Origin of the sequence: Paenibacillus sp. FSL R5-0928 (genome assembly GCF_037970385.1) — a bacterium.
In the GTDB taxonomy this organism is placed as follows: Bacteria; Bacillota; Bacilli; order Paenibacillales; family Paenibacillaceae; genus Paenibacillus_AQ; species Paenibacillus_AQ odorifer.
Window position 1 is genome coordinate 5,637,457 of sequence record NZ_CP150225.1, and the last position, 23,459, is coordinate 5,660,915.

At 43.5% G+C, this 23,459-nt stretch carries 20 protein-coding genes; 6 read left to right on the forward strand and 14 right to left on the reverse strand.

The window, feature by feature from the left end:
* Positions 1-8 precede the first annotated feature (8 nt).
* The 8 genes from MKZ16_RS25540 to MKZ16_RS25575 form a co-directional block, all read right to left on the reverse strand.
* On the reverse strand, positions 9-2,108 hold the full coding sequence (locus MKZ16_RS25540; RefSeq protein ID WP_076105442.1) for a SpoIID/LytB domain-containing protein: 2,100 nt from the start codon (positions 2,106-2,108) through the stop codon (positions 9-11).
* A 32-nt stretch (positions 2,109-2,140) separates the two neighbouring features.
* Positions 2,141-3,148: a Holliday junction branch migration DNA helicase RuvB gene (ruvB, locus tag MKZ16_RS25545; protein WP_036677672.1), complete on the reverse strand. Its 1,008-nt coding sequence runs from the start codon at positions 3,146-3,148 to the stop codon at positions 2,141-2,143.
* Between the two features lie 36 nt (positions 3,149-3,184).
* Positions 3,185-3,802 carry a Holliday junction branch migration protein RuvA gene (gene ruvA, locus MKZ16_RS25550; protein ID WP_036677675.1) on the reverse strand — a complete coding sequence of 206 codons (618 nt, stop codon included), beginning with the start codon at positions 3,800-3,802 and terminating at the stop codon, positions 3,185-3,187.
* Positions 3,799-4,302, reverse strand: a complete 504-nt coding sequence (gene ruvC, locus MKZ16_RS25555; RefSeq protein WP_036677679.1) for a crossover junction endodeoxyribonuclease RuvC — start codon at positions 4,300-4,302, stop codon at positions 3,799-3,801. The genes ruvA and ruvC overlap by 4 nt, the downstream gene beginning before the upstream one ends.
* Positions 4,303-4,546: 244 nt before the next feature.
* Complete coding sequence (locus MKZ16_RS25560) at positions 4,547-5,272, reverse strand: BofC C-terminal domain-containing protein (protein ID WP_036677682.1); 726 nt, start codon at positions 5,270-5,272, stop codon at positions 4,547-4,549.
* A 746-nt stretch (positions 5,273-6,018) separates the two neighbouring features.
* Positions 6,019-8,145 carry a CocE/NonD family hydrolase gene (locus MKZ16_RS25565; protein ID WP_081393420.1) on the reverse strand — a complete coding sequence of 709 codons (2,127 nt, stop codon included), beginning with the start codon at positions 8,143-8,145 and terminating at the stop codon, positions 6,019-6,021.
* 11 nt (positions 8,146-8,156) lie between these two features.
* Complete coding sequence (locus tag MKZ16_RS25570; protein WP_076105441.1) at positions 8,157-9,317, reverse strand: membrane dipeptidase; 1,161 nt, start codon at positions 9,315-9,317, stop codon at positions 8,157-8,159.
* Positions 9,318-9,331: 14 nt separating this feature from the next.
* Positions 9,332-10,306 carry an ornithine cyclodeaminase family protein gene (locus MKZ16_RS25575; RefSeq protein ID WP_076105440.1) on the reverse strand — a complete coding sequence of 325 codons (975 nt, stop codon included), beginning with the start codon at positions 10,304-10,306 and terminating at the stop codon, positions 9,332-9,334.
* Positions 10,307-10,489: 183 nt separating this feature from the next.
* Here MKZ16_RS25575 and MKZ16_RS25580 point away from each other — a divergent pair, with 183 nt between their 5' ends.
* Positions 10,490-11,425 carry an aldo/keto reductase gene (locus MKZ16_RS25580; protein WP_076105439.1) on the forward strand — a complete coding sequence of 312 codons (936 nt, stop codon included), beginning with the start codon at positions 10,490-10,492 and terminating at the stop codon, positions 11,423-11,425.
* A 448-nt stretch (positions 11,426-11,873) separates the two neighbouring features.
* Here MKZ16_RS25580 and MKZ16_RS25585 read toward each other — a convergent pair whose 3' ends face one another.
* Together MKZ16_RS25585 and MKZ16_RS25590 are read right to left on the reverse strand one after the other, a co-directional pair.
* Positions 11,874-12,800, reverse strand: coding sequence for an IS3 family transposase (locus tag MKZ16_RS25585; protein WP_143766647.1), 927 nt, complete (start codon positions 12,798-12,800; stop codon positions 11,874-11,876).
* Positions 12,749-13,066 carry a transposase gene (locus tag MKZ16_RS25590; RefSeq protein WP_036683594.1) on the reverse strand — a complete coding sequence of 106 codons (318 nt, stop codon included), beginning with the start codon at positions 13,064-13,066 and terminating at the stop codon, positions 12,749-12,751. The genes MKZ16_RS25585 and MKZ16_RS25590 overlap by 52 nt, the downstream gene beginning before the upstream one ends.
* 173 nt (positions 13,067-13,239) lie before the next feature.
* Between MKZ16_RS25590 and fabV the strand changes: the two genes are divergently transcribed.
* Positions 13,240-14,430, forward strand: a complete 1,191-nt coding sequence (gene fabV, locus MKZ16_RS25595; protein ID WP_036687496.1) for an enoyl-ACP reductase FabV — start codon at positions 13,240-13,242, stop codon at positions 14,428-14,430.
* 162 nt (positions 14,431-14,592) lie between these two features.
* On the forward strand, positions 14,593-15,513 hold the full coding sequence (locus MKZ16_RS25600; RefSeq protein WP_038573011.1) for an aldo/keto reductase: 921 nt from the start codon (positions 14,593-14,595) through the stop codon (positions 15,511-15,513).
* 210 nt (positions 15,514-15,723) lie between these two features.
* On the opposite strand, the gene MKZ16_RS25605 is transcribed toward MKZ16_RS25600, so the two are convergent.
* Positions 15,724-16,506 (reverse strand): hypothetical protein, encoded by a 783-nt coding sequence (locus MKZ16_RS25605; RefSeq protein WP_076106581.1) that lies wholly within the window; start codon positions 16,504-16,506, stop codon positions 15,724-15,726.
* Complete coding sequence (locus MKZ16_RS25610) at positions 16,503-17,444, reverse strand: ABC transporter ATP-binding protein (RefSeq protein WP_179090041.1); 942 nt, start codon at positions 17,442-17,444, stop codon at positions 16,503-16,505. Before MKZ16_RS25610 ends, MKZ16_RS25605 begins: the two co-directional genes overlap by 4 nt.
* Before the next feature lie 156 nt (positions 17,445-17,600).
* Here MKZ16_RS25610 and MKZ16_RS25615 point away from each other — a divergent pair, with 156 nt between their 5' ends.
* From MKZ16_RS25615 to MKZ16_RS25625, 3 genes are all read left to right on the forward strand, one after another.
* Positions 17,601-18,338: a LytTR family DNA-binding domain-containing protein gene (locus MKZ16_RS25615; protein WP_076106576.1), complete on the forward strand. Its 738-nt coding sequence runs from the start codon at positions 17,601-17,603 to the stop codon at positions 18,336-18,338.
* Positions 18,331-19,620, forward strand: a complete 1,290-nt coding sequence (locus tag MKZ16_RS25620) for a sensor histidine kinase (RefSeq protein ID WP_076106574.1) — start codon at positions 18,331-18,333, stop codon at positions 19,618-19,620. The genes MKZ16_RS25615 and MKZ16_RS25620 overlap by 8 nt, the downstream gene beginning before the upstream one ends.
* A gap of 400 nt (positions 19,621-20,020) precedes the next feature.
* The gene (locus MKZ16_RS25625; protein ID WP_076098986.1) at positions 20,021-20,650 is read left to right on the forward strand and encodes a glycoside hydrolase domain-containing protein; all 630 of its coding nucleotides are present in this window, start codon (positions 20,021-20,023) and stop codon (positions 20,648-20,650) included.
* A gap of 364 nt (positions 20,651-21,014) precedes the next feature.
* Here MKZ16_RS25625 and MKZ16_RS25630 read toward each other — a convergent pair whose 3' ends face one another.
* Both MKZ16_RS25630 and MKZ16_RS25635 read right to left on the reverse strand, forming a co-directional pair.
* The gene (locus tag MKZ16_RS25630) at positions 21,015-22,817 is read right to left on the reverse strand and encodes a M56 family metallopeptidase (RefSeq protein ID WP_339192193.1); all 1,803 of its coding nucleotides are present in this window, start codon (positions 22,815-22,817) and stop codon (positions 21,015-21,017) included.
* Between the two features lie 17 nt (positions 22,818-22,834).
* The gene (locus MKZ16_RS25635) at positions 22,835-23,224 is read right to left on the reverse strand and encodes a BlaI/MecI/CopY family transcriptional regulator (protein ID WP_076106572.1); all 390 of its coding nucleotides are present in this window, start codon (positions 23,222-23,224) and stop codon (positions 22,835-22,837) included.
* Between the last annotated feature and the right edge of the window lie 235 nt (positions 23,225-23,459).

Here is a 23,459-nt window from a genome sequence, read left to right on the forward strand (position 1 = left end):
GTCTGTCTTCATTCCTTAACTATAGTAACGTTCTTATAATAGTGTTGCAATATTTGCTTGTAATCATACCCGCTGTCTGCCATGCCTTTCACGCCCCACTGCGACATGCCTAGACCATGGCCGTTGCCTTGTCCAATGAACAGAAAGCCCGAGCTGTTAGTGATCACTCTGGCTGCAGAATCTCCACCCATCACTACAGTTCCACTGCCATTTACATTAACCTTCCCCGATGCGGAAAGCACACCAGCACTCTGCGAGCTGCTAATTGTGGCGGTAGCGCCGTCAGCGCCTAATACAGTATAACTTCCGGGTGCCACAATATCAAACAAAGTACTAGGTAATCCATTAAACGCGGAGCGGAACATATCAGGATATTTCACATTCAGAGCCTGACCATTAGCTTTCACCTGAATCGCTCTTCCAGAAGGACCGCGCTGAGTAACTTGCAGGTTAGAGATGCTGGAAGGGAGCGTGCTTGTTGTTTTGCCCTGCAAGCTTTTTAGAAGTTCAGCAGAGGTATACGGCCCTTTGATCCAGCTATAGCTGCCGGACTCATATACTTTATCCAGAGCCACAGCGTTCTCACCCGGATTCAGCTTTCCGACCGCACTAACACTGCTCTCAATAACTGGCAGAGGACGTATATTCACATCTTTGGTTGTAGCCGTAACTATATCGAGTCCGGCAGCAGTTTTGCTGCCGGTTAATTTAATATTATCTTCACGTGCATAACCAGAGGTACCATTCGCAAGCAGAACATAATACCACTTCTTAGCAGCAGCCGCCGAAACATCTTCAACGCTTGGAACACTAGCAAATACATCGCCACCATTCGCCCAAACCTCTGAAGGGTCAGCTGTCACACCACCACTATTGGAAGAAAATACAGCCTCAACAACTTTACCACCGCTCATCAGCACTTCACCAGCAGTAGTATCTACAGCTTTGATAATGGAGGGAGCTTCAGACCCGATTCCGTTATATACCTGACTAAGAGTAGTATCTACTACATTCGCTACATCAAAACGGTTGCCTTGCGACAGCGCATAGCTGCGGGCGGCGACAGCCTGAGCTTTTAGCGCTTCTTCCGGCCAGCTGGAGGAAACCTCTCCTCCCACTACGGCATACAAGTATTGCTCCAGCGGCACTACATTAATTACAGCCAGCGATCCGCTCAAATTGCTCAGTTCCAAATTTCCGCGATATGTACGCTTGGATCTTTCCACTAACTGAATCCCAGCCTCGCTGCCTGCCGCAAGAAATTTAGCATTGCTTCCAGAAACCAGATAATGATCGGCTTGAGTTTCACTGCTAAAATCCAGCCCGGCATCCTTACGCAGTATTAATCCGGGCGAGGTGGCCACAGAAACCGTAAATTGTGGTGCCGCCGTAGACACAGCGGCCTGAACAGCTGTTAAATCACTATCGTTGGCAGCTTCGCCTACCCATACCTCTACTTGTGCACTGCCGTCGTTTCCTGCCAGAAACACCTTCCAAGCATCTAAACCAGCTGCAGTGAGGCTATTAAGCGCCACATCTGCTTCCTGCTCCGAAGAATAGCGGCCAGCTGATAAATGTTTATTGCCTTTCACCGCTGGGGTTTGGTCAGCAGGAATGCTCAGCCCTGCTTTGACTACACGGGTAAGCCCATCCTTGGCAGCTGCTTCACTAGCATAGACGCCCGTGTACAACTGATACACAGTCGCTCCATTTCTGGAGATTGCAAAAATCTGCGGTTTATCGGAGGTGGATTGGAGCTTTTTAGCTGCATCCGCTGCTGTCTGCCAGCTTGAAGCCTCCATCACCTTAACTCTATATCCGTCCAGACTTATACGAATTTGCTTCTGTCCTGGGACAGATACCAAAGGAGCACTTCCTGCTTGATCCGACAGCAAAGTAAAGCTTTGCGTTGATTGCAGTGTTACTGCTGGCACAGTGGATTTATATTTACTTCCAATATCAGCATAAAGAGCAACTCGTATCGTGCTATTAGAATCGGCATGACTGGCACCCGCAGGGATCAGGAAACTTCCTACAGCAAGCGCAGCCGCAAGCAATCCTTTGCTTAGCGGGGCGACCCCTCTCCATTTCCTCTTCGTATGCTTCATCCAGCATCCTCCTTTATAATTGTAGTGACGAACTAGTGCTGCTCCGGAGGGAGCGGAAGCCCTAAATGATGATAAGCGGCCGGGGTTACAATTCTTCCACGCGGACTCCGCTGCAAGAAACCTATCTGCAGCAGGTACGGCTCATATACGTCCTCAATCGTCTGACTTTCCTCACCAATCGTAGCTGCAATCGTATCCAGTCCTACAGGACCGCCGCGAAAGCTTGAAATCATAGCACTTAACATCTTGTGGTCAATACTGTCCAGCCCACGCGGGTCCACCTGAAGCATCTTCAATGCTTCCCCAGAAATTTCAGGAGTTATAATTCCATCTCCGCGCACTTGAGCAAAATCACGGACCCGCTTCAATAAGCGGTTGGCAATCCGCGGCGTTCCCCGCGAACGAAGTGCAATCTCTTCTGCTGCATCGCCAACAATCTCAATGCCTAGAAGATCCGCATTTCGAGATACAATGTAACTCAGCTCATCTATGTTATAGAATTCCAGGCGACTGACCACTCCGAAACGATCACGCAGTGGCGCAGACAATAGTCCTGCCCGGGTTGTGGCACCTATCAGTGTGAACGGCGGCAAATCCAATCGTACCGAACGGGCACTTGGCCCTTTGCCGATCATGATATCCAGCGCGAAATCCTCCATCGCAGGATACATAACCTCCTCGACCGTGCGGTGCAAACGGTGAATCTCATCGATGAAAAGCACGTCGCCTTCCTGCAGATTCGTCAGCAGAGCGGCAAGATCGCCTGGACGCTCTATCGCAGGGCCGGAAGTTGTTCGCAGGTTCACACCCAGCTCATTGGCGATAATATTAGCGAGCGTTGTTTTGCCGAGACCCGGAGGTCCGTACAGCAGCACATGATCCAGCGCTTCGCTTCTCATTTTGGCCGCTTCTATATATACTTTCAGGTTTTCTTTCACCTGAGTCTGGCCGATATATTCTCCCAGATAACGAGGGCGCAAGCTTAGTTCTACCGCCTGCTCATCCATCATCAAATTCGCGGATATAATCCGGTCATCCATTTCCTATCGCTCCCTTTCTTTAGGATGTGTACGGCTTTACTTAGCTATATATAGCAGCCCTAGTGCTTTCTTCATCAGCACATCTACAGTTCCTGTTTCTGCTCCCTCTTTCTTCAAAGCGAGCCACACGCGGTCCAATTCGCTTTCGGTATAACCCAGCCCCTTAAGCGCATCCCGCGCCTCTTGCCAGGCCAAACCATCCGTTGCCTCTTCCGTTGGCACTGCAAACAATCCCGTTTGCATTGAAGCCATACTGAGTCCGTCCAGCTTGTCCTTCAAATCAAGGATCATGCGCTGTGCTGTCTTTTTGCCAATGCCCGGCAGTTTCGTTAAGAACGTTATATTCTCTTGATAAATCGCTGAAATCAACTGATCCGGTGTTCCACCTGTCAGGATTCCAAGCGCAACCCTAGGACCGATGCCAGATACCTCTATCAGCTTGCGGAACAATTTTTGTTCCTCACGAGTCGGGAACCCAAATAATAGCGTAGCGTCCTCACGTGTTTGGTAATGAATATAGATCGTTACAGGTCCTTCTACTTTGGCAAAAGCATAAGGATTCGGGCAGAATACCCGGTATCCTACTCCCTGCACATCCAGCACCACATATTCCGACTCCAAATGAACAACGGGTCCTCTTAAGAAATCTATCATTTTCGCAATACCTCATTTAATTTAGAATTAAGACTGCTCGAATGGGCATGACATACCGCTACCGCCAGCGCATCCGCCACATCATCGGGTTTCGGAATCGCCGATAGCTTCAGCAGCAGCTTCACCATTTCCTGGACCTGCCGTTTCTCAGCCTTACCATAACCCACAACAGCCTGCTTTACCATCATAGGTGTATATTCCGAGACGGGGAGACCCCGCTGTACTGCAGCTAATATAGTCACACCGCGGGCCTGCGCCACTGGCAATGCTGTAGTAACGTTGCGAGCGAAAAACAGCTTTTCTATCGCCACAGCATCGGGTTTATATTTATCAATGAGCTGACCCATGCCTTCATAGACATGCAGCAGTCGTTCTTCCTCAGGCGTATGAGCCTCAGTCTGAATACAACCATATTGGACGGGGGTCAGTTTATGTCCTTCCTTATCTACAAAGCCAAAGCCGACGATCGCCAGCCCCGGATCAATTCCCAAAATACGCAAACATGATCTCTCCTCTATAACAGGCAGATTATTCCACCGTTTTCATCCATTCCTCCGCCATGAAGCGAACATATGTATTCCTTCTAACCATTATAGCAAAAATCCCCCTTGCGGGAGAAAAAAAGTTTACCGTTTGCAGCGAAATGGCAACTTTAGGCCTACAGCTTAGACTCTTCCCCGTTTCATTTCACACAAAAAAGCTGCCCTCAGCCATTAATAATGACTTTTGGACAGCTTATCAAATCTATTGCTTGTTCTGCATGACATGCTCAGCAGCTTCGCGGGCATAATCACTGAAGGTAGACAGCACACTGTTGTACTCTTCAATATCCTGAACACGAATCCCCTCGTGAAGCTCTTTCCAAATATTTTCCGGCAATGAGGATTTCAGGGAACCCATATCCATTTGAAAAAAAGTCTTCAGTACCTTTTCCTGAACTGGCGGACCTTTAAACAAGGTCAAATTCCCAAACGCATCTACACCAATATAGGCTTCTTTTTTTATCATTGTCGATAAATCATTCACTTTTTGTTCCAGCCACAAATCCCCTTCTGAACTAATCCAACCGCTCCATTCAGGGTGTTCATTGATTATAGTCTTCAGCTGAAGCGGGTTCTTTACGCCTGGCAACGTCTGAATCTCTTCTCCGGACACATAGGTTGTTTTTAAATGAACGGTTCTGCTGAGCCCACTTTGGGAGATGGTTTGCAGCAGTTGTTCGTTATTTAAAGTGCCCTTCTCTTTTGCCTCATCACTGTCCTCGCCTACTTTAAAGACAGCTGCGGCTAACTCACTATCGGCACTATCCGCCCAGCTAGAATTCGTCAGCAGTCCACTGATTTCCTCAGGTACCTGCATACTGCGCCAAGCCAGTACAGTAAAAGCTATACAAGCAGCTCCTACCCAAAGCGCCTTTTTCCAACGTCTCCATCGCCGCCAAAGTTGTTTTTTTAAGCGAAACGCGTTCACGTTAATCCCTTCATTCTGGTTTTTCCCTATTGTGACCTAAGAAGGGAGCATTTATGCGCTTTTCTGTGAATAATCGACATTTCTCCAAAAATACAAGGTTGACCTTGCAGTATGGTTCAAGGTTTATGGTGTAAGTCTGGAAGGGCGATTCTGGGGAGAGGTTTCACATACCGGCCTTAGGTGATACCTATTTCATTACGATCGACCATTTTTTCCACCAAAACTTTTGCTTTGCCAATAGACTATTTAGTTCTTAGTGTGCTATGCCATTGAATTGGGCGTTTGGGATGGTAGCGATGTAGGCGTTCTGCGTTTGCGTGATGGGGGGATGCGTTCTACGTTTGCGCGTTGTGCGGAGTGGATCTAAAACTAATTAGGGAAAAACTCCCTGAAAATAGCATATATTCGCTCTAAATGAACGAAATCAGGGAATTACTCCCTAATAAATAAGCTGTTTTCCTTAATTCCCGGGAATCAGACATATATTAGGGAGTTTTTCCCCCATTATATGTCTGACGACCAGAATCCTAAGAATTTCAGGGAGAAATTCCCTAATCGCTCTATAAGTGTTTTACTTTTCGCTTCAATTGAAGCATAAGTTCATTCTTCACTTTTTTTACCTAGACCTCAATCGGTGCTCACTCGGTACGTCACTTGAAGCATCATTGGTCATCAAATGCTGCCTCAGCTTCAAGTGGTAATTTCTTTTACCTTTGTTCAGCATCTTCTTCGTATTAAAGTCATATTTAAGCGTTAGGAACCACCGGCAGCTTCACATGGCTCGGATACTCACGATTATGGTAAACGGTCTGCAGCACAGTAATCGCTTCTGAATCTTCATATGGATTATTACCTGTATTTGTATTAGGGAAAGCAACGAATTTGCTGGACGAAGTAACCGAGAACCGAATTCGGTGTCCAACAGCAAATCTATGGGCTATATTCGGCATGAAAATATCATATTTCTCCACCTGCCCAGGAATCAGCAGCTCAGGTGCTTCCAATCCATGACGGTATTTAGCTCTGACAATATAATTCGATAACCGGATGGAGTCCCCTTGTCCATTCACATCACTAAGCGTAACTACCCAATCCGTATCCTTGCCAGTACTGGTAGCATAGATAACCGCAGACAATTCTCCGGCCACAGTCAGCTCTTCCGTCAGAATATCACTAGTGTAGACAAGGATATCATTGCGCAGCTCGTATTTCCGCAAATTTTCAGGCTCTCGTTCACCGCTATCATTCATAGGATCATGAGGATTATAGACATAAGTATCTTCAGGAGAATGTTCCTCAGGCGCTGCGAGCAGTTGCCCATCCCCATGTCCTGAATTCGCTCGCCCACCGCTGGAAAGGTAGAAGGAAGAAACTGTGGCTTCGGCAGGTGTCCAATCCGCGGACGTTCTCCACTGATTTTCACCAACAACATAATAAGAGGCTCTAGGCTCCTGATCTATTCCATTTGGAATGCCTTTGAGGAAGCGGTCGAACCAGCGCAGCACAGAAACATCGTAATCATAGACTACGGCATCATTGCCGAAGCTCACACCTTCATAGTCTCTGGCTCTGTTCGGCCCGTGCTCCCAAGCGCCCAGACGGATTTTGCGATTAGGCACATCATGTTCTGTCAGCATTCTCCAAGTCTCCGATACGCCGGCGCTATCGCCGTCATACCAGCCTGAGATGACATACATAGGCACCTGCACCTGATCTCCGCGCTCGGTAAAAGTACAGTTTTTCCAGAAATCATCATACTCGGGATGCTGGCTCCACAGATCCCATGGACCTGATGTTTTGCCAATCATTTGCTGAGGGATCTCTTTAATCGGTCTTGCATCAACGGCTGCTTCCGGATTCACCGTAATGCCTCCAAAGATATCAAAATCCGTCCGAGTACCCACAGATTGAGCAAGAGTCCAAGAGAGCAACGGCCAAGAACAAAGAGTTCCCCCTTTGCGAACGGTATCAACAAATGGAGAGCCTACATTCACTTCATCCACAACCGCCTTCAGATTCGGGTGCCCACTGGTGGCCGCCGCCACAACAACAAAGCCTAGATAGGATGCGCCCCACATGCCGACGTTGCCATCCGACCAGTCCTGAGCAATAATCCAATCAATCGTATCATAGCCATCCTCCCGTTCATTGTAAAAAGGAATCAGTTCGCCTTCCGAATCCGCCCGACCTCTAACATCCTGCGATACTACTGCATAACCTTTATTGGCCCATCTCATAAAAATCTCTTTTTTTCCGTTGCGGTCATAACATGTTCTTACGAGAATTGTCGGCAGCTTAGTTCCCGGCTTAATACCCTCTGGTAAAAAAACATCTGTGGCCAGCTTCACCCCATCGCGCATCGGAATCAGATCAGTGCCCAGATCGTTTACACCATATTCTACCTTGGATAGAAGAGGATCATCGTAGACCACTAACGGAGTCAGCTTCTCATAACCCGCTTTAACCATAAGCTCAATACCATACCGATTCGGCGTTAAAAAAGCGATAATCTCCCCGTCCAAAGTCACAATGTCCAGAGCCGTCTCTTTGCGCAGCGCCCATACTTGTGAGGTCAGTTCGCGGCCTTCAATCCGCGCCTGATACTGGATATGCTTTTGATAGATATCGCCATTACTCAGCACTATCTCGTCTTCTGCCCATTCTGCTTTAGCGTAAGCATCCAAATGTTTGTGGATTTTTTGAAGTGGAAGCACAGTTTTGAACTGTCCATCCAGCACATTGTCTTGCATTTGCGTTCTTCTGCGCGGATCGACCTTAGCGAGCATGATCTGTTGCTCTGTAAAATGAATTTTGCCTGTATAAACACCAGAAAAGTAGACGTTAAATGTAGTTGTGTGTAAGTAGGTTGTCATCTGTTTATCCCCTATCCGCAAATTTCTTCAAATACGCGCAGCCAGTTGCCGCCCATGATCTTAGCAATATCTGCATCCGCATAACCGCGGGCAACCAAACCTCTAGTAAAGTTAATAAAATAACTATATTTCTCAAGTCCAGCAACGGTTTCTGTAGAAGGTCCGTCTCCTTTGGCGAATCCAAGCTTGGGTGCGATATGTTCTTTAAAATAAACCAATGACCAGAGCACATCGCTCATCGGCCAATCCGTTCCAATTCCGACATGATCCACGCCTACAAGCCGGATTACATATTCGATATGATCCAGCACATGGTCAATAGTTGTATGTTTAGGGTCTTCATGAACAAACCAAGGCATAGCAAAAATACCAATGACTCCACCCGTCTTGGCTATCGCGATAATCTCCTCATCACTTTTACAGCGCATATGCGGATAGATCGCCTCTACACCCGTATGTGAAGCAATCACCGGAGTTGTGGAATAAGCGCAGGTATCTAACGTAGTCTGTTTCCCGCAATGCCCCGTATCTACAATGATCCCCAGCTTGTTCAAGCGCGCAATGAATCTTTTTCCAAAATTAGTGACACCGGCGTTCGATTGTTCTGCGCAGCCCGCCCCAATCTGGTTCTGATTGTTGTAGGTCAATTGTAGAATTCTTAAACCGAAGTTATAAAGTACATCTACTTGATCGAGATTCGTGCCCAGACCATCCGTTTCTTGTGCTGTGATAATGCCCGCTTTATGACCATTACGCTTGGCAGCACGTATGTCTTCGGCAGTTAAGGCTTTGATTAACCAATCTGCGGAATCGAACTGCAGTTGCACCTCTGCCATGCTTGTAATGATGCTGTCTAAGGATTCTAAATGAAGTTCGCGGTTCCCTGCTGTAATTCCGGACTTGTACCACTCTTCCTTATACTCGGGAATCTCTCCGCTCGCAGATAGCTTTGTGATGATTTTTGCAGGCATACTGCTGTATACCATTGGCTCATCTTTATAAGGCTCACATAATTCTTTGATTCTGTCAGAGATAGAGTCTGGAATCGCGCTTGGAGATAAGGGGCCTTGAAACAGCAAATCGATAATAATGTTCTGCTCATGCAAGCGTTTAGCCCGCTCCTCCTCTTGCTCCGTCAACTTGAAATCATACAGACCTTCATAAGTGCTCATCGTGTAGTCGCTCCTTAGAATGCAATTTCAGTGCCTTTATGTAATCTAACAGCTTCATTATATATAAAATTAGCTGCTGCTAAATCCTCTATGGCCAGCCCTAATCCTTTAAAAAGAGTAATTTCAGCCGCGGACCTTCTACCCTCGATAGTGCCGCTGATCAGCTCACCAATCTCCCCGACAATATGATCTGCTGTGATTTTGCCTTCGTTCAGCGGAATTAAATAATCCCCAGATTCATTCTGAGCGGATTCCAGCCGATCTACATATAACTTAGCTAAATGGACGGTCTCCGAATCCAGCTCACGGTCATTGGGTCTACATGCGCCGACTGCATTGATATGTACACCCGGTTTCAGCCATTCTCCCTTGAGCACAGGTTCAGTGGATGCTGTCACGGTACAAATGATATCCGCTGCGCTGACTGCCGCTTGAACTGTCTCAGCAACAATGATCTGTACATTATATTTTTGGCTCATCTCCGTTTGGAAATCCTGCGCCTTTGCGAGTGTTCTGCTCCATACTTTTACCTCACGGATGGGTCGAACCCGCAACATCGCTTCCAGATGACTTTTTGCTTGTTCCCCAGTTCCAAGAAGAGCAAGGATTTCGGCATCCTCTCTGGCCAGATATCGGGTTGCTGCTGCACTGACTGCCGCCGTACGAATGGCTGTAATCTTTTGTCCATCCACTATAGCTTTCAGAACACCCGTAGATGAATCGAATAGAGTAACAAGACCTTGATGAGAAGGCAGGCCTGAACCGTGATTGCTGGGAAATACACTGATGATTTTGGCACCAGCTACCTCTTCATGCTGCAAATATCCCGGCATTAAGCCGAGCAGATTGCTCTTTTGTAAAGGAAGCACTTGTCTTAAGCTTTGCACGGCTTGTCCAGCAGACAGATCCTTCAAAACAGACTCCATAACAGAGATGCAAGATTCCATAGCTAATAGTTCAGCCACTTCATTTTGATTAATGACTAGCATAAGACGGACCTCCTTCTCCTCATCATGATTGCACGAACGCGAATATAAAATTTTCTTACTATCATAACTTATCCGGTTTAAATATTCATGTATAAAGCTGGAAGGCGAAAATTTGTCCTGACCTCAGTTATTCTCTATACTTAATATAGTACGTATTATATTTTAAGGAGCTGACTATTGATTATGGCTAATAAAATAACTTTAGGAAAAACCAATCTGCAGGTTCTCCCACTGGGTCTGGGTGCCAATGCTGTTGGCGGGCATAATTTATTTCCGGGTTTAAATGATGAAACCGGCAGAAATATCGTGCGCAGCGCTCTGGATCATGGGATTAATTTTATTGATTCCGCCTTTATTTATGGACCAGGAAGATCCGAGGAACTGATTGGCGAAGTGCTGAAGGAAAGAGGCGGCCGCGACAATGTGGTCATTGCTACTAAAGGCGCTCACGTGATTACCGGTGACAAGATTACACTCGACAACTCTCCAGCTTTTCTAAGACAGTCTGTGGAAGACAGCTTGAAACGCCTCCAGACCGATTATATTGATCTTTACTATATTCATTTCCCTGATGAAAACACACCTAAGGACGAAGCTGTAGGTGAACTTAAGAAGCTGAAGGATGAAGGAAAGATTAGAGCCATCGGGGTGTCTAACTTCTCCATTGATCAGCTGAAAGAAGCCAACAAAGACGGTCATGTGGATGTTCTTCAATCCCACTACAATCTGCTGCATCGTGATGCGGAACAAGATTTGCTGCCTTATACGCAGGAGCATGGCATTTCTTTCGTGCCCTATTTCCCACTTGCGTCGGGCCTGCTGGGCGGCAAATATAAGCAAGGCGATACATTCAGCGACATTAGAAAAAATGACCCGCTATTTCAAGGGGAGACCTTTGCCAAGAATCTGGAGAAGGTGGACAAGGTCCGCCAGATTGCCAATGCTAAAGGTGTCGAAGTCGCACATGTCGTACTTGCCTGGTATTTGACCGTACCTTCCATCGATGTGCTTATTCCGGGCGCCAAACGTCCTGAGCAGATCGTTTCCAACTTAGAGACGCTGAAGGTGCAGCTGACCCCAGAAGAGATCAAAACTATAGATTCTATATTTAAGGTGTAATCTAGCCTCATTAGATTAAGGGGTTGTCCCATGGCCACGAAATGGCTGCTGGGGCAGCCCCTTTTGTGCTTTGGTTCATCCGATGATTCAGGTTAGATAGTTCGATTGCCATGATTCGTAAGATTCGTCATTCGTTCGTTTTATTTCCTTCGTACGTTCGTTCGATCGACCTATCACAGCTCCCCGCACAATGCCCTATCGGACACAGTTGACCCGTAACGCAGTATTATTGCACATTTGGAATTCCAACGGACCTCATATCCTCTATTGGCACAAAATACACCTAATATGAACCTTTTTCTAAGCAATAACGTCTCTGGGGTCCGAAACCCTGCTGAAAAGGCGATAAATTTGCATATAACGTCATCTGGGTCCGTAAGCGGCAGCGGATGGCAGTCGATCGTAGTGGAGAGCAGTCATTCTGGACCTCTGTCAAGAAAGTGGACAGTCACGCAACAGACATTCTAGTCAATTGCTCAGCAAAACGAACTGGAGAAAGATACCCCAGCGCGCCATGCATTCGCTTGCGGTTATAATAAAACTCAATATATTGAAAAAGTGTCTGGTAGGCTTGCTCCTTAGTTTTGAATCGTGGATTACAATAAATGAGCTCCTTTTTCAAAATGCTGTGCCACGACTCGATACAGGCGTTATCATAACAGTTACCTCTGCGGCTCATGCTGGACTCCATGCCATACGCTTTCAACTGCTTCGTGTATTCATGAGAAGTATATTGAGAACCTCTATCGGAGTGATGTAATAGACCCTTTTCCGGTTGTTTAGCTTCGTAAGCATCTTGTAAGGCGCCCGAAATTAAGCTAGTTTCCATATGGTTCTCCAAGCGCCACCCCACGATTTCACGCGTGCAAAGGTCCATCACACTAGCCAGGTACAAGCGCCCTCCCCGGCAAGGAATGTACGTAATGTCGGTAACCCATACTGAATTGGGTTTGAGTATTTTAAATTGCTGGTTCAGCGTATTCGGGGCAATCGGATGGTCATGATTGGAGTCGGTGGTCTGTACGCGATACGTTTTGGAGACAATGGAGCGAAGCTTCATATGTCGCATGTACACACTCACCGTGCGTTCGGTAACGGTATAACCTTCTTGATGCAACAGGCGGGTGATCTTCGGACTCCCATACCGCTTTTGATGGTCTGCAAAATGATACTGAATTCGCTTCATTATCGCAGCCTTACGAAGCATATGCGTACTGGTTTTTTCTGTCCGCCACTTGTAGTACCCGCTCCGTGACACATGTAGGGTCATGCACATCTTCTCCAAGAGAAACTCGGAGCGATGTTTTTCAATAAACTGGAATCTCAGTTCCTTGGTTTGCTGAAGATGTGCACTGCTTTTTTTACGATCGCTAATTCCTCTTCCACATCAGCAATCTTGTTATCTTTTTCTTGAAGTTGACGGCTCATTTCTTTCAACTGTGCCTCGAGTTCCCGTACTCGATCCACGCTAGCTGCCGGTTCATTCTTTAGTTCTCGATACTGGCTCATCCATTGATGCAGGGTACTTTTTGGGATGTTGAGCTCTTCCGCCAAGTCGCCCACTGTCTTTGTTTGCTCTTGAATGAACTGCACTGTCTGTTTTTTAAATTCTTCGTTGTACCGTTGTCGATGTTCTCCCATGTGAACACACCTCCGTGGACTCATTATCGCCAGTCTGTTAACTACTGTCCACTTTTTATTCTAGCTTCATTCTTCTCCAATATCCTAAATTCTTTGTATTAGTAAATATTGTTTGCTATACTTTCTCTGAAGTAACATTGGACTTTAATTATTATAAAAAGGGGAATTCCTTGATGATTATTCAACCTAAAACTCGCGGATTTATATGTACAACAGCCCATCCAGAGGGATGCGCCAAACAAATACAACAACAAATTGAATATGTAAAAGCACAAAAGAAAATTGAGGGACCCGCTAATGTACTAGTCATTGGTGCTTCTACCGGATACGGACTAGCTTCCAGAATTTCAGCCGCTTTCGGTGCTGGAGCCAACACTATTGGTGTTTTCTTTGATAAAGCTGCTGAAGGTCAACGTACAGCTTCTGCTGGCTGGTACAACTCCGCAGCTTTTGAACAACAAGCAGCGCAGCTTGGACTTAAATCTCACAGCATAGTTGGCGATGCCTTCTCCGATGCTATCAAAGAGAAGACCATTGAATTGATTAAAGCTGAATATGGCACAGTTGATTTAGTTGTCTATAGTGTCGCTTCACCACGCCGCACTCATCCGGTAACAGGAGAAACCTTCTCTTCCGTCATTAAACCGGTGGGAACCGCTTATTCGAACAAAACCTTGAACTTCCACACAGGTGAAGTTTCCATGACCACTATTGAGCCTGCCTCAGAAGAGGAAGTACGTCAGACCATCGCAGTTATGGGCGGCGAAGACTGGAGAATGTGGATCGATCAGCTTCAAGCAGCTGGCGTGCTTGCCGATGGAGCTACAACCGTTGCTTACTCCTACATCGGGCCTGAAATCACTCACCCTATCTATCGCGACGGAACGATTGGTCAAGCCAAACATGATCTGGAACAAACAGCGATCCAATTGAATGATCGCCTGTCCACTCAAGGTGGACGTGCTTTTGTTTCCGTGAACAAAGCTCTGGTAACCCAATCCAGCTCCGCAATTCCTGTAGTCCCGCTTTATATCTCTGCATTGTATGAAGTTATGAAGGAAAAAGGGCTGCACGAGAACTGTATTGAACAAATGTACCGTTTATTCTCTGAGCATCTTTACAGTGGGGGCGAAGCTACTGCTGACGGGGGCTGCTTGATCCGAATTGATGACTGGGAAATGCGTGAGGATGTTCAGACTGAGGTTATGAAACGTTGGGACGAGCTGACAACCGACAATGCAGGTGAGCTTGCTGATCTTGAAGGCTACCGCCAAGATTTCTTTAACCTGTTTGGTTTTAGAACAGAGGGTGTAGATTACGAAGCTGACATTGATCCTAATGTCGACATTCCAAATATGTATTAATAACTGACCTATAGACAAATGAGGTTGTCTCTGAAGTAGTGAATTCTACTGATGAGATAACCTCTTTCTCTTTTAGACAGACATTGGCTTACCTCCCCTCTTTATGATATGGTTTGATTGAATACTGCATGTTCTACTAACATTCAAAGGAGTGAGTCACTTTTGGTTAAAAAAATTAGTGTAGCAAACGGCGCACTTGAGGTGTCACAAATTTCGCTTGGCTGTATGCGGATTGCTGATCTATCTGCAAAAGAAGCAGATACACATGTACATAGTGCCCTAGAGCTCGGAATAGACTTTTTTGACCACGCTGACATCTACGCAGCTGGCAAAGCCGAAGAAGTATTCGCAGGTGTACTGGAGAACAATCCGGGTATGCGTGATAAAATGATGATCCAAACCAAATGCGGAATCCGCAACGGTTTTTTTGATTTCTCCAAGGAACATATCCTGCAATCCGTTGAAGGCAGCCTTAAGCGCTTGAAAACAGACTATATCGACGTCCTACTGCTTCACCGGCCTGATACGCTGTTCGAGCCAGAAGAAGTCGCTGAGGCTTTTGATATTCTGGAAAGCAAAGGTATGGTCAAACACTTTGGTGTCAGCAACCAGAACCCGTTGCAAATCGAGCTGCTGAAGAAAAATGTAAAGCAACCGCTGCTGTTCAACCAGCTGCAATTGAGCATTATGGTCACTGGCATGATTGATACAGGTTTCAATGTGAATATGACTAACTCCGGTTCAGTTGTCCATGATGGCGGGATTTTGGAGTACAGTCGCCTGCATGACATGACCATTCAGCCTTGGTCGCCTTTCCAATATGGCTTCTTTGAAGGCGTATTCTTAGATAACGATAAGTTCCCTGAATTGAACGAGGTCATTAACCGCTTAGCAGCTGAAAAAGACGTAACCAATACAGCTATTGCCATCGCATGGATTCTCAGACATCCGGCAAATATGCAGCCTGTCGTTGGCACAACTAATACACAGCGCTTGCGTGATATTGCCAAAGCTTCCGATATAACTCTCACTCGGCAAGAATGGTATGAAATCTACCGTGCTGCCGGCAATGTCCTTCCATAAACACTTAAAGCCACGAGGTACGTTATTAACGTACGCCGTGGCTTTTTTGCCAGAGAGCGATTCAATCTTCACGTTCTAGTTAAACTAGATAGACAGCGTCAAGATATTCGTATACTCACAAAAAGAACACAAAAAATTATAACTACTACCGAAATACTTAAGATCACAGTTGTTCTTTTGTTATGCTTTTTCATAATCCATCCTTCCTCTCTATAGATGCACATCTCTCTTTTCAAAAGAAATTAAAGCAACGCTCAAGCAAACCCCTATGATTACAACAGGAATTAGGATCATACGAATACCCTCGTTTAGGGTATATATCTCATGTGAATTTACAGCAGAGAATTTAAAAATTTGCGTCGTTAGCGTATTTTCAGAAATCACTCGCAGATATACATACGAAGAGTCTTTAAGATAACCACTGAGCAGAAAATCGCCAAATACAAAAACAAACGTGGCAATGACAGCAATAGCCGATTTTTTCATCAATACTCCTAACAACAGCACGACAGCGGAATAAGCTGCGAGATACAAAATATTGAATCCAATAGCCCCCATCGCAACGATAAACTTCCCCTGTAAGCTTTCATCTCCGATATGGGAACCGGTAACAAGCGCTGCCAGCATATACAATACATAAAAAAGACCAAAGAATTGAATTACCCACCATACAACAACTTTTAATTCGGTCAGATATTTTCCCAGCAAATATAATGACCTGCGCTGACCCGAAGCGATAATGGTTTGAACCGACCCATACTCAAATCCCTCGGTAGCAAAAAAACAAACGTAAATCGGAATGATGAAATACAGAAAAAAAGATAACTGAATGCTAGTGATTAAAGGCTCTAAAGGACCATCTATATCAAATCCTACTTGTACCCCCATCCAAACCAGTAATAAGGCACTTCCAAACAGCAAAAGAAGACTTATCCCCTTGAACATAGGATCTTTGGTTACATAATAAGCTTCAGCCTTAAGAAAATTCCTCATTCGTTACCTCCAGCAATTAGATCCATATAATAGTTCTCAAGATTTGGAGCCGACAGGTTAATCCCTTCAATATGGATGCCCCGCTTTAGAAAAAAAGACATCAGCTCTTCCAGATTTGTATTCTCTTTAGGAATTTGAATTTCTCCAGCTTCGGTGATCGTAATGGTTTCTAGTTGGAGTTCACTTTTTAAAATCTGAAGCGTCGCTGCGGGATCAGCCGTTCGAATACAGATCTTAGTTTCCGCCGTATGTAAGAGTTCCTCCGCAGAAGCTTCTTTGATTAACCTTCCTTTATGAATAAAACCGTATTGGGTCGCTAGTAGCTGTAACTCACTTAAAATATGACTGGAGATTAGTATAGTCACTCCTTGTTCTTTAGATAGCTTCTCCAGGATCTTTCGCACTTCTACAATGCCTGACGGATCAAGACCATTAATAGGCTCGTCCAATACCAGAAATTTTGGATCGTTAAGTAGAGCAATAGCCAGACCTAAACGTTGTTTCATCCCAAGGGAGTATTCTGAGGTTAGCTTAGAACCGGCATCTGCCAGAGAAACTGCCTGCAATACTTCTGCCATTCTGCTCTTATCCTTAATCCCAAACGCATGGCAATAAAACGTAAGATTTTGCTTCGCATTTAGATTAGGATAAAGCGCTGGCCTTTCAATTAGAAATCCAACCTTTCGCCTTGCCTCGTGAACAGCTTTTGTGTCCTTTTTTTCAAAAAGAGAGATTTCACCGTGTGTCGGATGTACCAATCCGCCTATTATTTTCATTAATGTAGTTTTACCTGCCCCATTTTCGCCAACAAACCCATAAATATCTCCTACCCCAATCGTCATATAGACATCCTGAAGTGCAAAAGACTCTCCGTATTGTTTGCTTAAACCTTTGGCCTCAAAGATCGTTTGCGTCAAATCAAACACTCCTCTTTTCACTTTTCCACATCCTAACATGTTGCCATGAACTCTACATTCAAACTGTAACAATCAAGTTAGTTAATGTAATTATTAAGAAGGATTTGTATAATGTGACTTATATGGTCGACAAATTCCCGGATATTTTGGACAATTCTTGTCGAAAGGAATGATAAAGTGATACGTATTGCTGTCTGTGATGATGACTTTCCCACTACTGAATTAATAGAGAGACTTATTCTGGAGACTCAACCTAATTTCACAAGGAAAATAGAGGTGTCGATCTTTTATTCCGGAGAAAGCTTCACTAAGGCCATTCAAGAGGCCTGCGCGTTTGATATTATTTTTATGGACATTGAAATGGCGGATATGGATGGAATAAAAGCTGGGTATGTACTGCGGGGAAATGATGAAAATGATCTAGTGCAGCTTATCTATGTCTCTAGTCATGATGAATATCATCTGCAACTCTTCGATGTTCAGCCCTCGGGATTTATAAAGAAACCTATCGATTCAGAGATATTTAAGCAAAAACTGATTTCTACGATTGAAAAAGTAATTCGCAAGCTCCAGCAAGGCAAAAAAAACTTCTTATCACTACAGCAAAAAGGAAAAGAAATTCTAATCCCCTATCGAAATATCATCTATCTGGAAAGCAACCGGCGGAGAATTATTCTTTATTCCTGCAACGATCAACTCGACTACTACAGTACACTAAACGAGGAAGAGCAGAAGCTTCCTGTGAGCGATTTTGTCCGAATCCATCAATCCTACATCGTTAACTTTTACTTTATTAAAGAAATCAGTAACCAGGGAGTAATTCTCCTAAATGGCGCAGCCTTACCCATTAGTGCAAAATACAGTGCCGATTTTAAGAAAAAATATCTGAAATTCAGGGGGAGTCTTGTTGGATAATATCTTTCTGGAGGAGTTATTTTATCTAGTAACGCTTCCACTTTTACCTATCATCATTCATTACTTCTACAGCCATTGTTTCGTTAGCCGACTTACCACCAAAGCCAATCTTGTTATCGTGTACTCTCTATATTTCCTCTGTATTGTCTTTCTGCACTATAGCTCACTGCCAGGCTCAATCCTACTCACACTCAATATTGGCCTGATTGCTCTCTTATCTTTTTTTTACAATGGAAATATCAAATGGCGGATCGTTGCCGCTCTTTTTCTGGTTGCGCTTATTACGCTTAGTGAGTTATCACTACCCCTATTTTATTCGACAAAGGGATATATTCTGAACCAGTTTCTTTCCAAGCTGCTGATGTTTATATTAGCTTTTGTATCCGTGCGCGTAGCTAAAGCCTTTGGAAATGGCGGGTTATCTAAATGGTATTGGGTTCTATTATTTATTTGCCCTTCTATAAGCACACTAGGGATCTACAGCTTCGCATCCAGCCTTTATATGCAGTCCTTCCCTACCCTTGTTCCAATCCTATCCACAGGACTACTCATTATAAATTTATTGATATTTATCTTATGTGACCGTATGTTAGTTATCCAATCTGCGCAGAACCAAAGTTATTTACTTGAGCAACAAAATGCTTACTATGTAAATCAATATCTTTTGACAAAAGAAATACAGGAAGAATCTTTTAAGTTCCAGCATGATATTAAAAATATTCTCATAGGTTTACGCGCAAAGGTACAATCCGGTGAAGCTGCCAATCTGAATGAGTTGGACAACTTACTGGGGCAAATAGACAATCCAATAGGCGTTAGTAATAGCGGGAATACGATTATTGATTCCATTATCAACTACAAGCAACAGGTCGCTGAGAAGCATCAGATCCCCTTCAAGTTAGACTTGAACATCCCTGCACAGCTGACGCTCGACACCACAGTTATCAGTGTGATTTTAGGAAATGCACTGGACAATGCCATTGAAGCTTGTTGCGATAAAAGAAATGAAGAGTGCTATATAACCATACATATGCATTATCTTAATGAAAGCTTGTTCATCCAGATTCAGAATCCTTATGTGAATGAAATTCATACGAATCGTTTTGGCGACATCTGCTCCACAAAAACTAATAAATCCGGTCATGGTATAGGCTTAAAAAGTATCCAGAAGGTCGTAGAGGATAGTAATGGCTTAGTAGATATTTCATATAACAATAATCTATTTCAAGTCGAAATTGTTCTTTTTATGGTCGCCTGTAAAAAAAGGAACAGCCTATCGTAAGTACAATAGGTTGTTCTTTTTTAGTTAACAGTGAGATGAATCGAACCTCCACAGTTGGACATTAGAAAGAGAACGAAATGCACTAGGAGAAAACCAACTCTCCCCTAACAAACTTAAGCGAAATTTAATAAAAATCTCAATAAAAATGCAGATCTGTTCTTCTTTTTCTAAATTAGATTTATAAATATGCTAGTTACTCCTCAAACAATGAATCTAGCACGGTTGTACCTCATATCCAACTAAAGTCAATTGCCTCTTTTATATCTACTAATTTATTCCCCCAAGAACTTGTGAACTATTTCTCATATACTATTTTAGGTTGGCGCCAATCTTTCTCATAGAGGTCTTATGAATGCAGTTTAAAGAAATCTATCTAATAATTTGAAAGAAGGAAACCACATTGGTACTGGGTTGTGATACTGCAACAAACGTTACTTCAGCAAGATTGATGACACTTCAAAATAATAACTTTACATTTGTTGGACGATACCTGAACCGTGTAGAAGGTTCTCATGACGGACTTACAGATGCTGAGATTACACGAATTTCTAATGCTGGGCTGTTCATAGTATCCCTTTATGAAAACAAAGGTGGAACAACTGTCAGTTACTTTACGAATGCACAGGGTGTTAGTGATGCGAAAGATGCTGTGGAATTGGCAAATGACTTCGGACAAACGAATGCCACTCCGATTTATTTCGCCGTGGATCGCGATATGACCACTACTCAAATTACTGGAAATGTTGTGCCTTATTTCCAAGGGATAATGTCAGTTCTAAACAGCAGCACTCAAAATCCTAACGGTTATAAAGTGGGAATCTACGGTTCAAGAGCTGTTTGTGCCTACATCCGCGGCTCCTTCTCAGCTACGACACGTTATACTTTTATCGTCGATAATAGCTGGGCAGGGACTTTCAATGATTGGAACTTACGTCAATATAATTTTAACACCACGCTTGGCTCAGGCAACGGTCAGATTAAGATTGATTACGTAGAGTCATCTTCTCATGGAGGAGGGGGTTGGAAATAGTAACCTATTTTATTCAAATTGAGAAACAAATAGAAGGGATCCTTTAGCCTCCGAATTTTCTCACTGCTGCATGTACCGCTTGATACCCTATAATATCCTATAAGAAGTTGCATCTGTAATACAACATATTAATTCATTGGATTCATGTTATTTTTTAATCAATGAACGTTGCAAAATTGGATCCCTTACAATTCGCTAATACTCTTTTCGAATATTTCTCTCATAGGCTTCTATCCTTAGGCATACTTTAGGATAGAAGCCTTTTTGACTTTAGTTCGGGAATTAGTATTCATCGTATCTATTTTCCCATTATCTGAGATCCCATTGGACAATCAAAAAGCGGCCATTCCAATGGCCGCTTTTTTTAAGGATTTAGAAGCTTATCATAAGCTTCATCATAAACCCAAGTGATTCCTTCATCTTTACTGGTAAGATATATAGTTCCTGCCACACCGGTATCTTGATCAATTAACGAGATAGGGAACAGTCCTTCCTTTCTATTAAAGATAGGAGAAAGAGGATTTTTTTTATATTTATCAAACTTTTCTGGAAGCGATACAGCAAGCCTTTCCCAAGTTTGCCCCTGATCTTTGGTCCAATAAATTACAGGACCCTCATCCATATAATATCTGTACCCTAAAAACCCGATATCCGAACTAGAAAATCCCACGCCGGTCAAATGTTCCGAATAAATATCATTTGGATTGCCTATCTCTTTCCACGTCTTACCTCCGTCAGAGGTTTGATATACATAATTCAGCGCACTCCCAACTCCTTGTGAAGCACCACTGACCAGCCAACCATCATTTTTATTCGTGAAACCGATAAATTTTGTTTCATATCCCATTGCTCCAGGAATAGGATAGTCATTCCATGTCTGTCCCTTATCATTACTGATTAAAACATGCAGCGGCAATGATTTTCCATCTGCAAAACCATAAACAATAGCTGTTTTATCCTCGGATATAAAATAACCGGTGTTCTCTTGCCCCATTCCCAGAACCCCTCCGGTCGTATCCAATTTTAATGGCACATTTGCTTTAACATCTCCATTCCGATATGAAACAGAAACATTCCCCTCTGCATCTATGGAGTACGAATTGCCAGCATCATTAACAACAACTTGCTCCCCATCAAAGCCAATGGAATAGATCGTGCCGGGTTTGATGAATTCGGTGCCTTTTATATTAGTGCACGACGCCAACACGCTGATTACCCCGATCAAAAGCAGGACGGTATAAAATAGAGTGATGCCGTTTCGTTTTTTCTTCGTATTAAGAATAGATATAAATCGCTCTTTCATAGAAATTTCCCCTCCTGAAAAGTTAGTTGATAAAGCCAAAAAGCGGGGATCCGAATTCTGTATGACAGATAAGATAGCCTCACAATATTTTTTACGGTAAGATAAGCTTCGTGTACCCACTACCGTCTCATCACAGTAAATTTCAATTTCACGTCCTGCTTGGCGTACCATGAACCACACGAAAGGATTAAACCAATGAATTGCATGTACAATTAAGAGGAGTATCTTATATATAATGTCATGTCTCTTATAATGAACTAACTCATGCTTGAAGATAAATTCAAGCTCTTCATCGTTATATTGATCATGCGGCAAGAAGAGAATCGGCTTGTAAAAACCAACTAACATTGGATTTGGAACCTTTTCACTAATTAAAACGGTGATGGATAATTTTATTTTCATTTCTTTATAAACTTGGTTTATTTTCAATACCATCTGGTCACTTAAAAGAGAATTACTCCAACGAAGAGACTGTTTTCTGAAAAAGTAGTAACTGGTAAAATGATAAAGCAAAAAAAGTACGAACCCGGAAAACCAGAGCCAAGTTAAGATGTCCATAAGAGATGGTATATGATTTAACGATGCGGCCTGCTGAACAGGATGAGAAATCCCTGACACATCAATTTGTATGCTGTTGGAGGGAATGTCTTGAAACACTGTACTTATCTTTGAGCTATCAGGAAGCGGAATCCGTACGACATTATTGGCAAACGAAATGTTAAATGGAAGTAGCAAGCGTATAGTCAAAATCATCCATATCCAATATTTCCATTTTGCCGAATAGTTTTTGCTTAACCATGGAGACAAGAACATTAAAATGAAAATCATTAGACTTGTCGTTACTGAAATTATTAAAAAATCCAAAAAAAGGCTGGTCATTATCAGGAATCCTCTCTTTCTACCCGGTCAAGCATTTCACGCAGTTCTGCAAGATCATTTTTATCGATAGCCTTGCCATTGTACAGCGACATCACCATATCTTGAATAGAATTACCGAATAGTTTTTCAAGAGTAGATTTCCCTTCACATTCCTTATAATCCGTTTCTGAGATGGCTGCACGATAACTATTGCTCCGTCCCTCCTTTTCACAATACAGAAATCCTTTATCAACGAGTCGCGAAAGTACCGTCATTAAAGTAGCCAAAGCCCAATTTCGTTTATTACGTAATTGATCCGATATGTAGGAAGAACTCACTGGATTCCCAGTTTTCCAAATGACAAGCATAATTTCTAACTCTGCATCAGGTAGCTTCTTAATTTCATTAATCATGAATCAACCTCCATATTATACAGTTGTATAACTGCTTCTATTATACAACTGTATAAATAAAATGCAAGTCATCTTTTCTTTTGTTTCTATAAATTAGAGACGTTGAAAAGTAGGAAAAGGTTTGCACTTTATAGTATCAATGCTAAATCATCGAATGCGAAGCTAACGGTATACACTAGAACTTTGGAAATAGGGTAATTCAGAAGTAGTAGTAGAGGAAAACCTAATGCTCCTA

Coding starts and splice junctions, on each gene's coding strand:
- MKZ16_RS25540 (WP_076105442.1), bottom strand. CDS start 2,108: ATGAAGCATACGAAGAGGAAATGGAGAGGGGTCGCCCCGCTAAGCAAA.
- ruvB (WP_036677672.1), bottom strand. CDS start 3,148: ATGGATGACCGGATTATATCCGCGAATTTGATGATGGATGAGCAGGCG.
- ruvA (WP_036677675.1), bottom strand. CDS start 3,802: ATGATAGATTTCTTAAGAGGACCCGTTGTTCATTTGGAGTCGGAATAT.
- MKZ16_RS25565 (WP_081393420.1), bottom strand. CDS start 8,145: ATGACAACCTACTTACACACAACTACATTTAACGTCTACTTTTCTGGT.
- MKZ16_RS25570 (WP_076105441.1), bottom strand. CDS start 9,317: ATGAGCACTTATGAAGGTCTGTATGATTTCAAGTTGACGGAGCAAGAG.
- MKZ16_RS25575 (WP_076105440.1), bottom strand. CDS start 10,306: ATGCTAGTCATTAATCAAAATGAAGTGGCTGAACTATTAGCTATGGAA.
- MKZ16_RS25580 (WP_076105439.1), top strand. CDS start 10,490: ATGGCTAATAAAATAACTTTAGGAAAAACCAATCTGCAGGTTCTCCCA.
- MKZ16_RS25590 (WP_036683594.1), bottom strand. CDS start 13,066: ATGGGAGAACATCGACAACGGTACAACGAAGAATTTAAAAAACAGACA.
- fabV (WP_036687496.1), top strand. CDS start 13,240: ATGATTATTCAACCTAAAACTCGCGGATTTATATGTACAACAGCCCAT.
- MKZ16_RS25605 (WP_076106581.1), bottom strand. CDS start 16,506: ATGAGGAATTTTCTTAAGGCTGAAGCTTATTATGTAACCAAAGATCCT.
- MKZ16_RS25635 (WP_076106572.1), bottom strand. CDS start 23,224: ATGATTAATGAAATTAAGAAGCTACCTGATGCAGAGTTAGAAATTATG.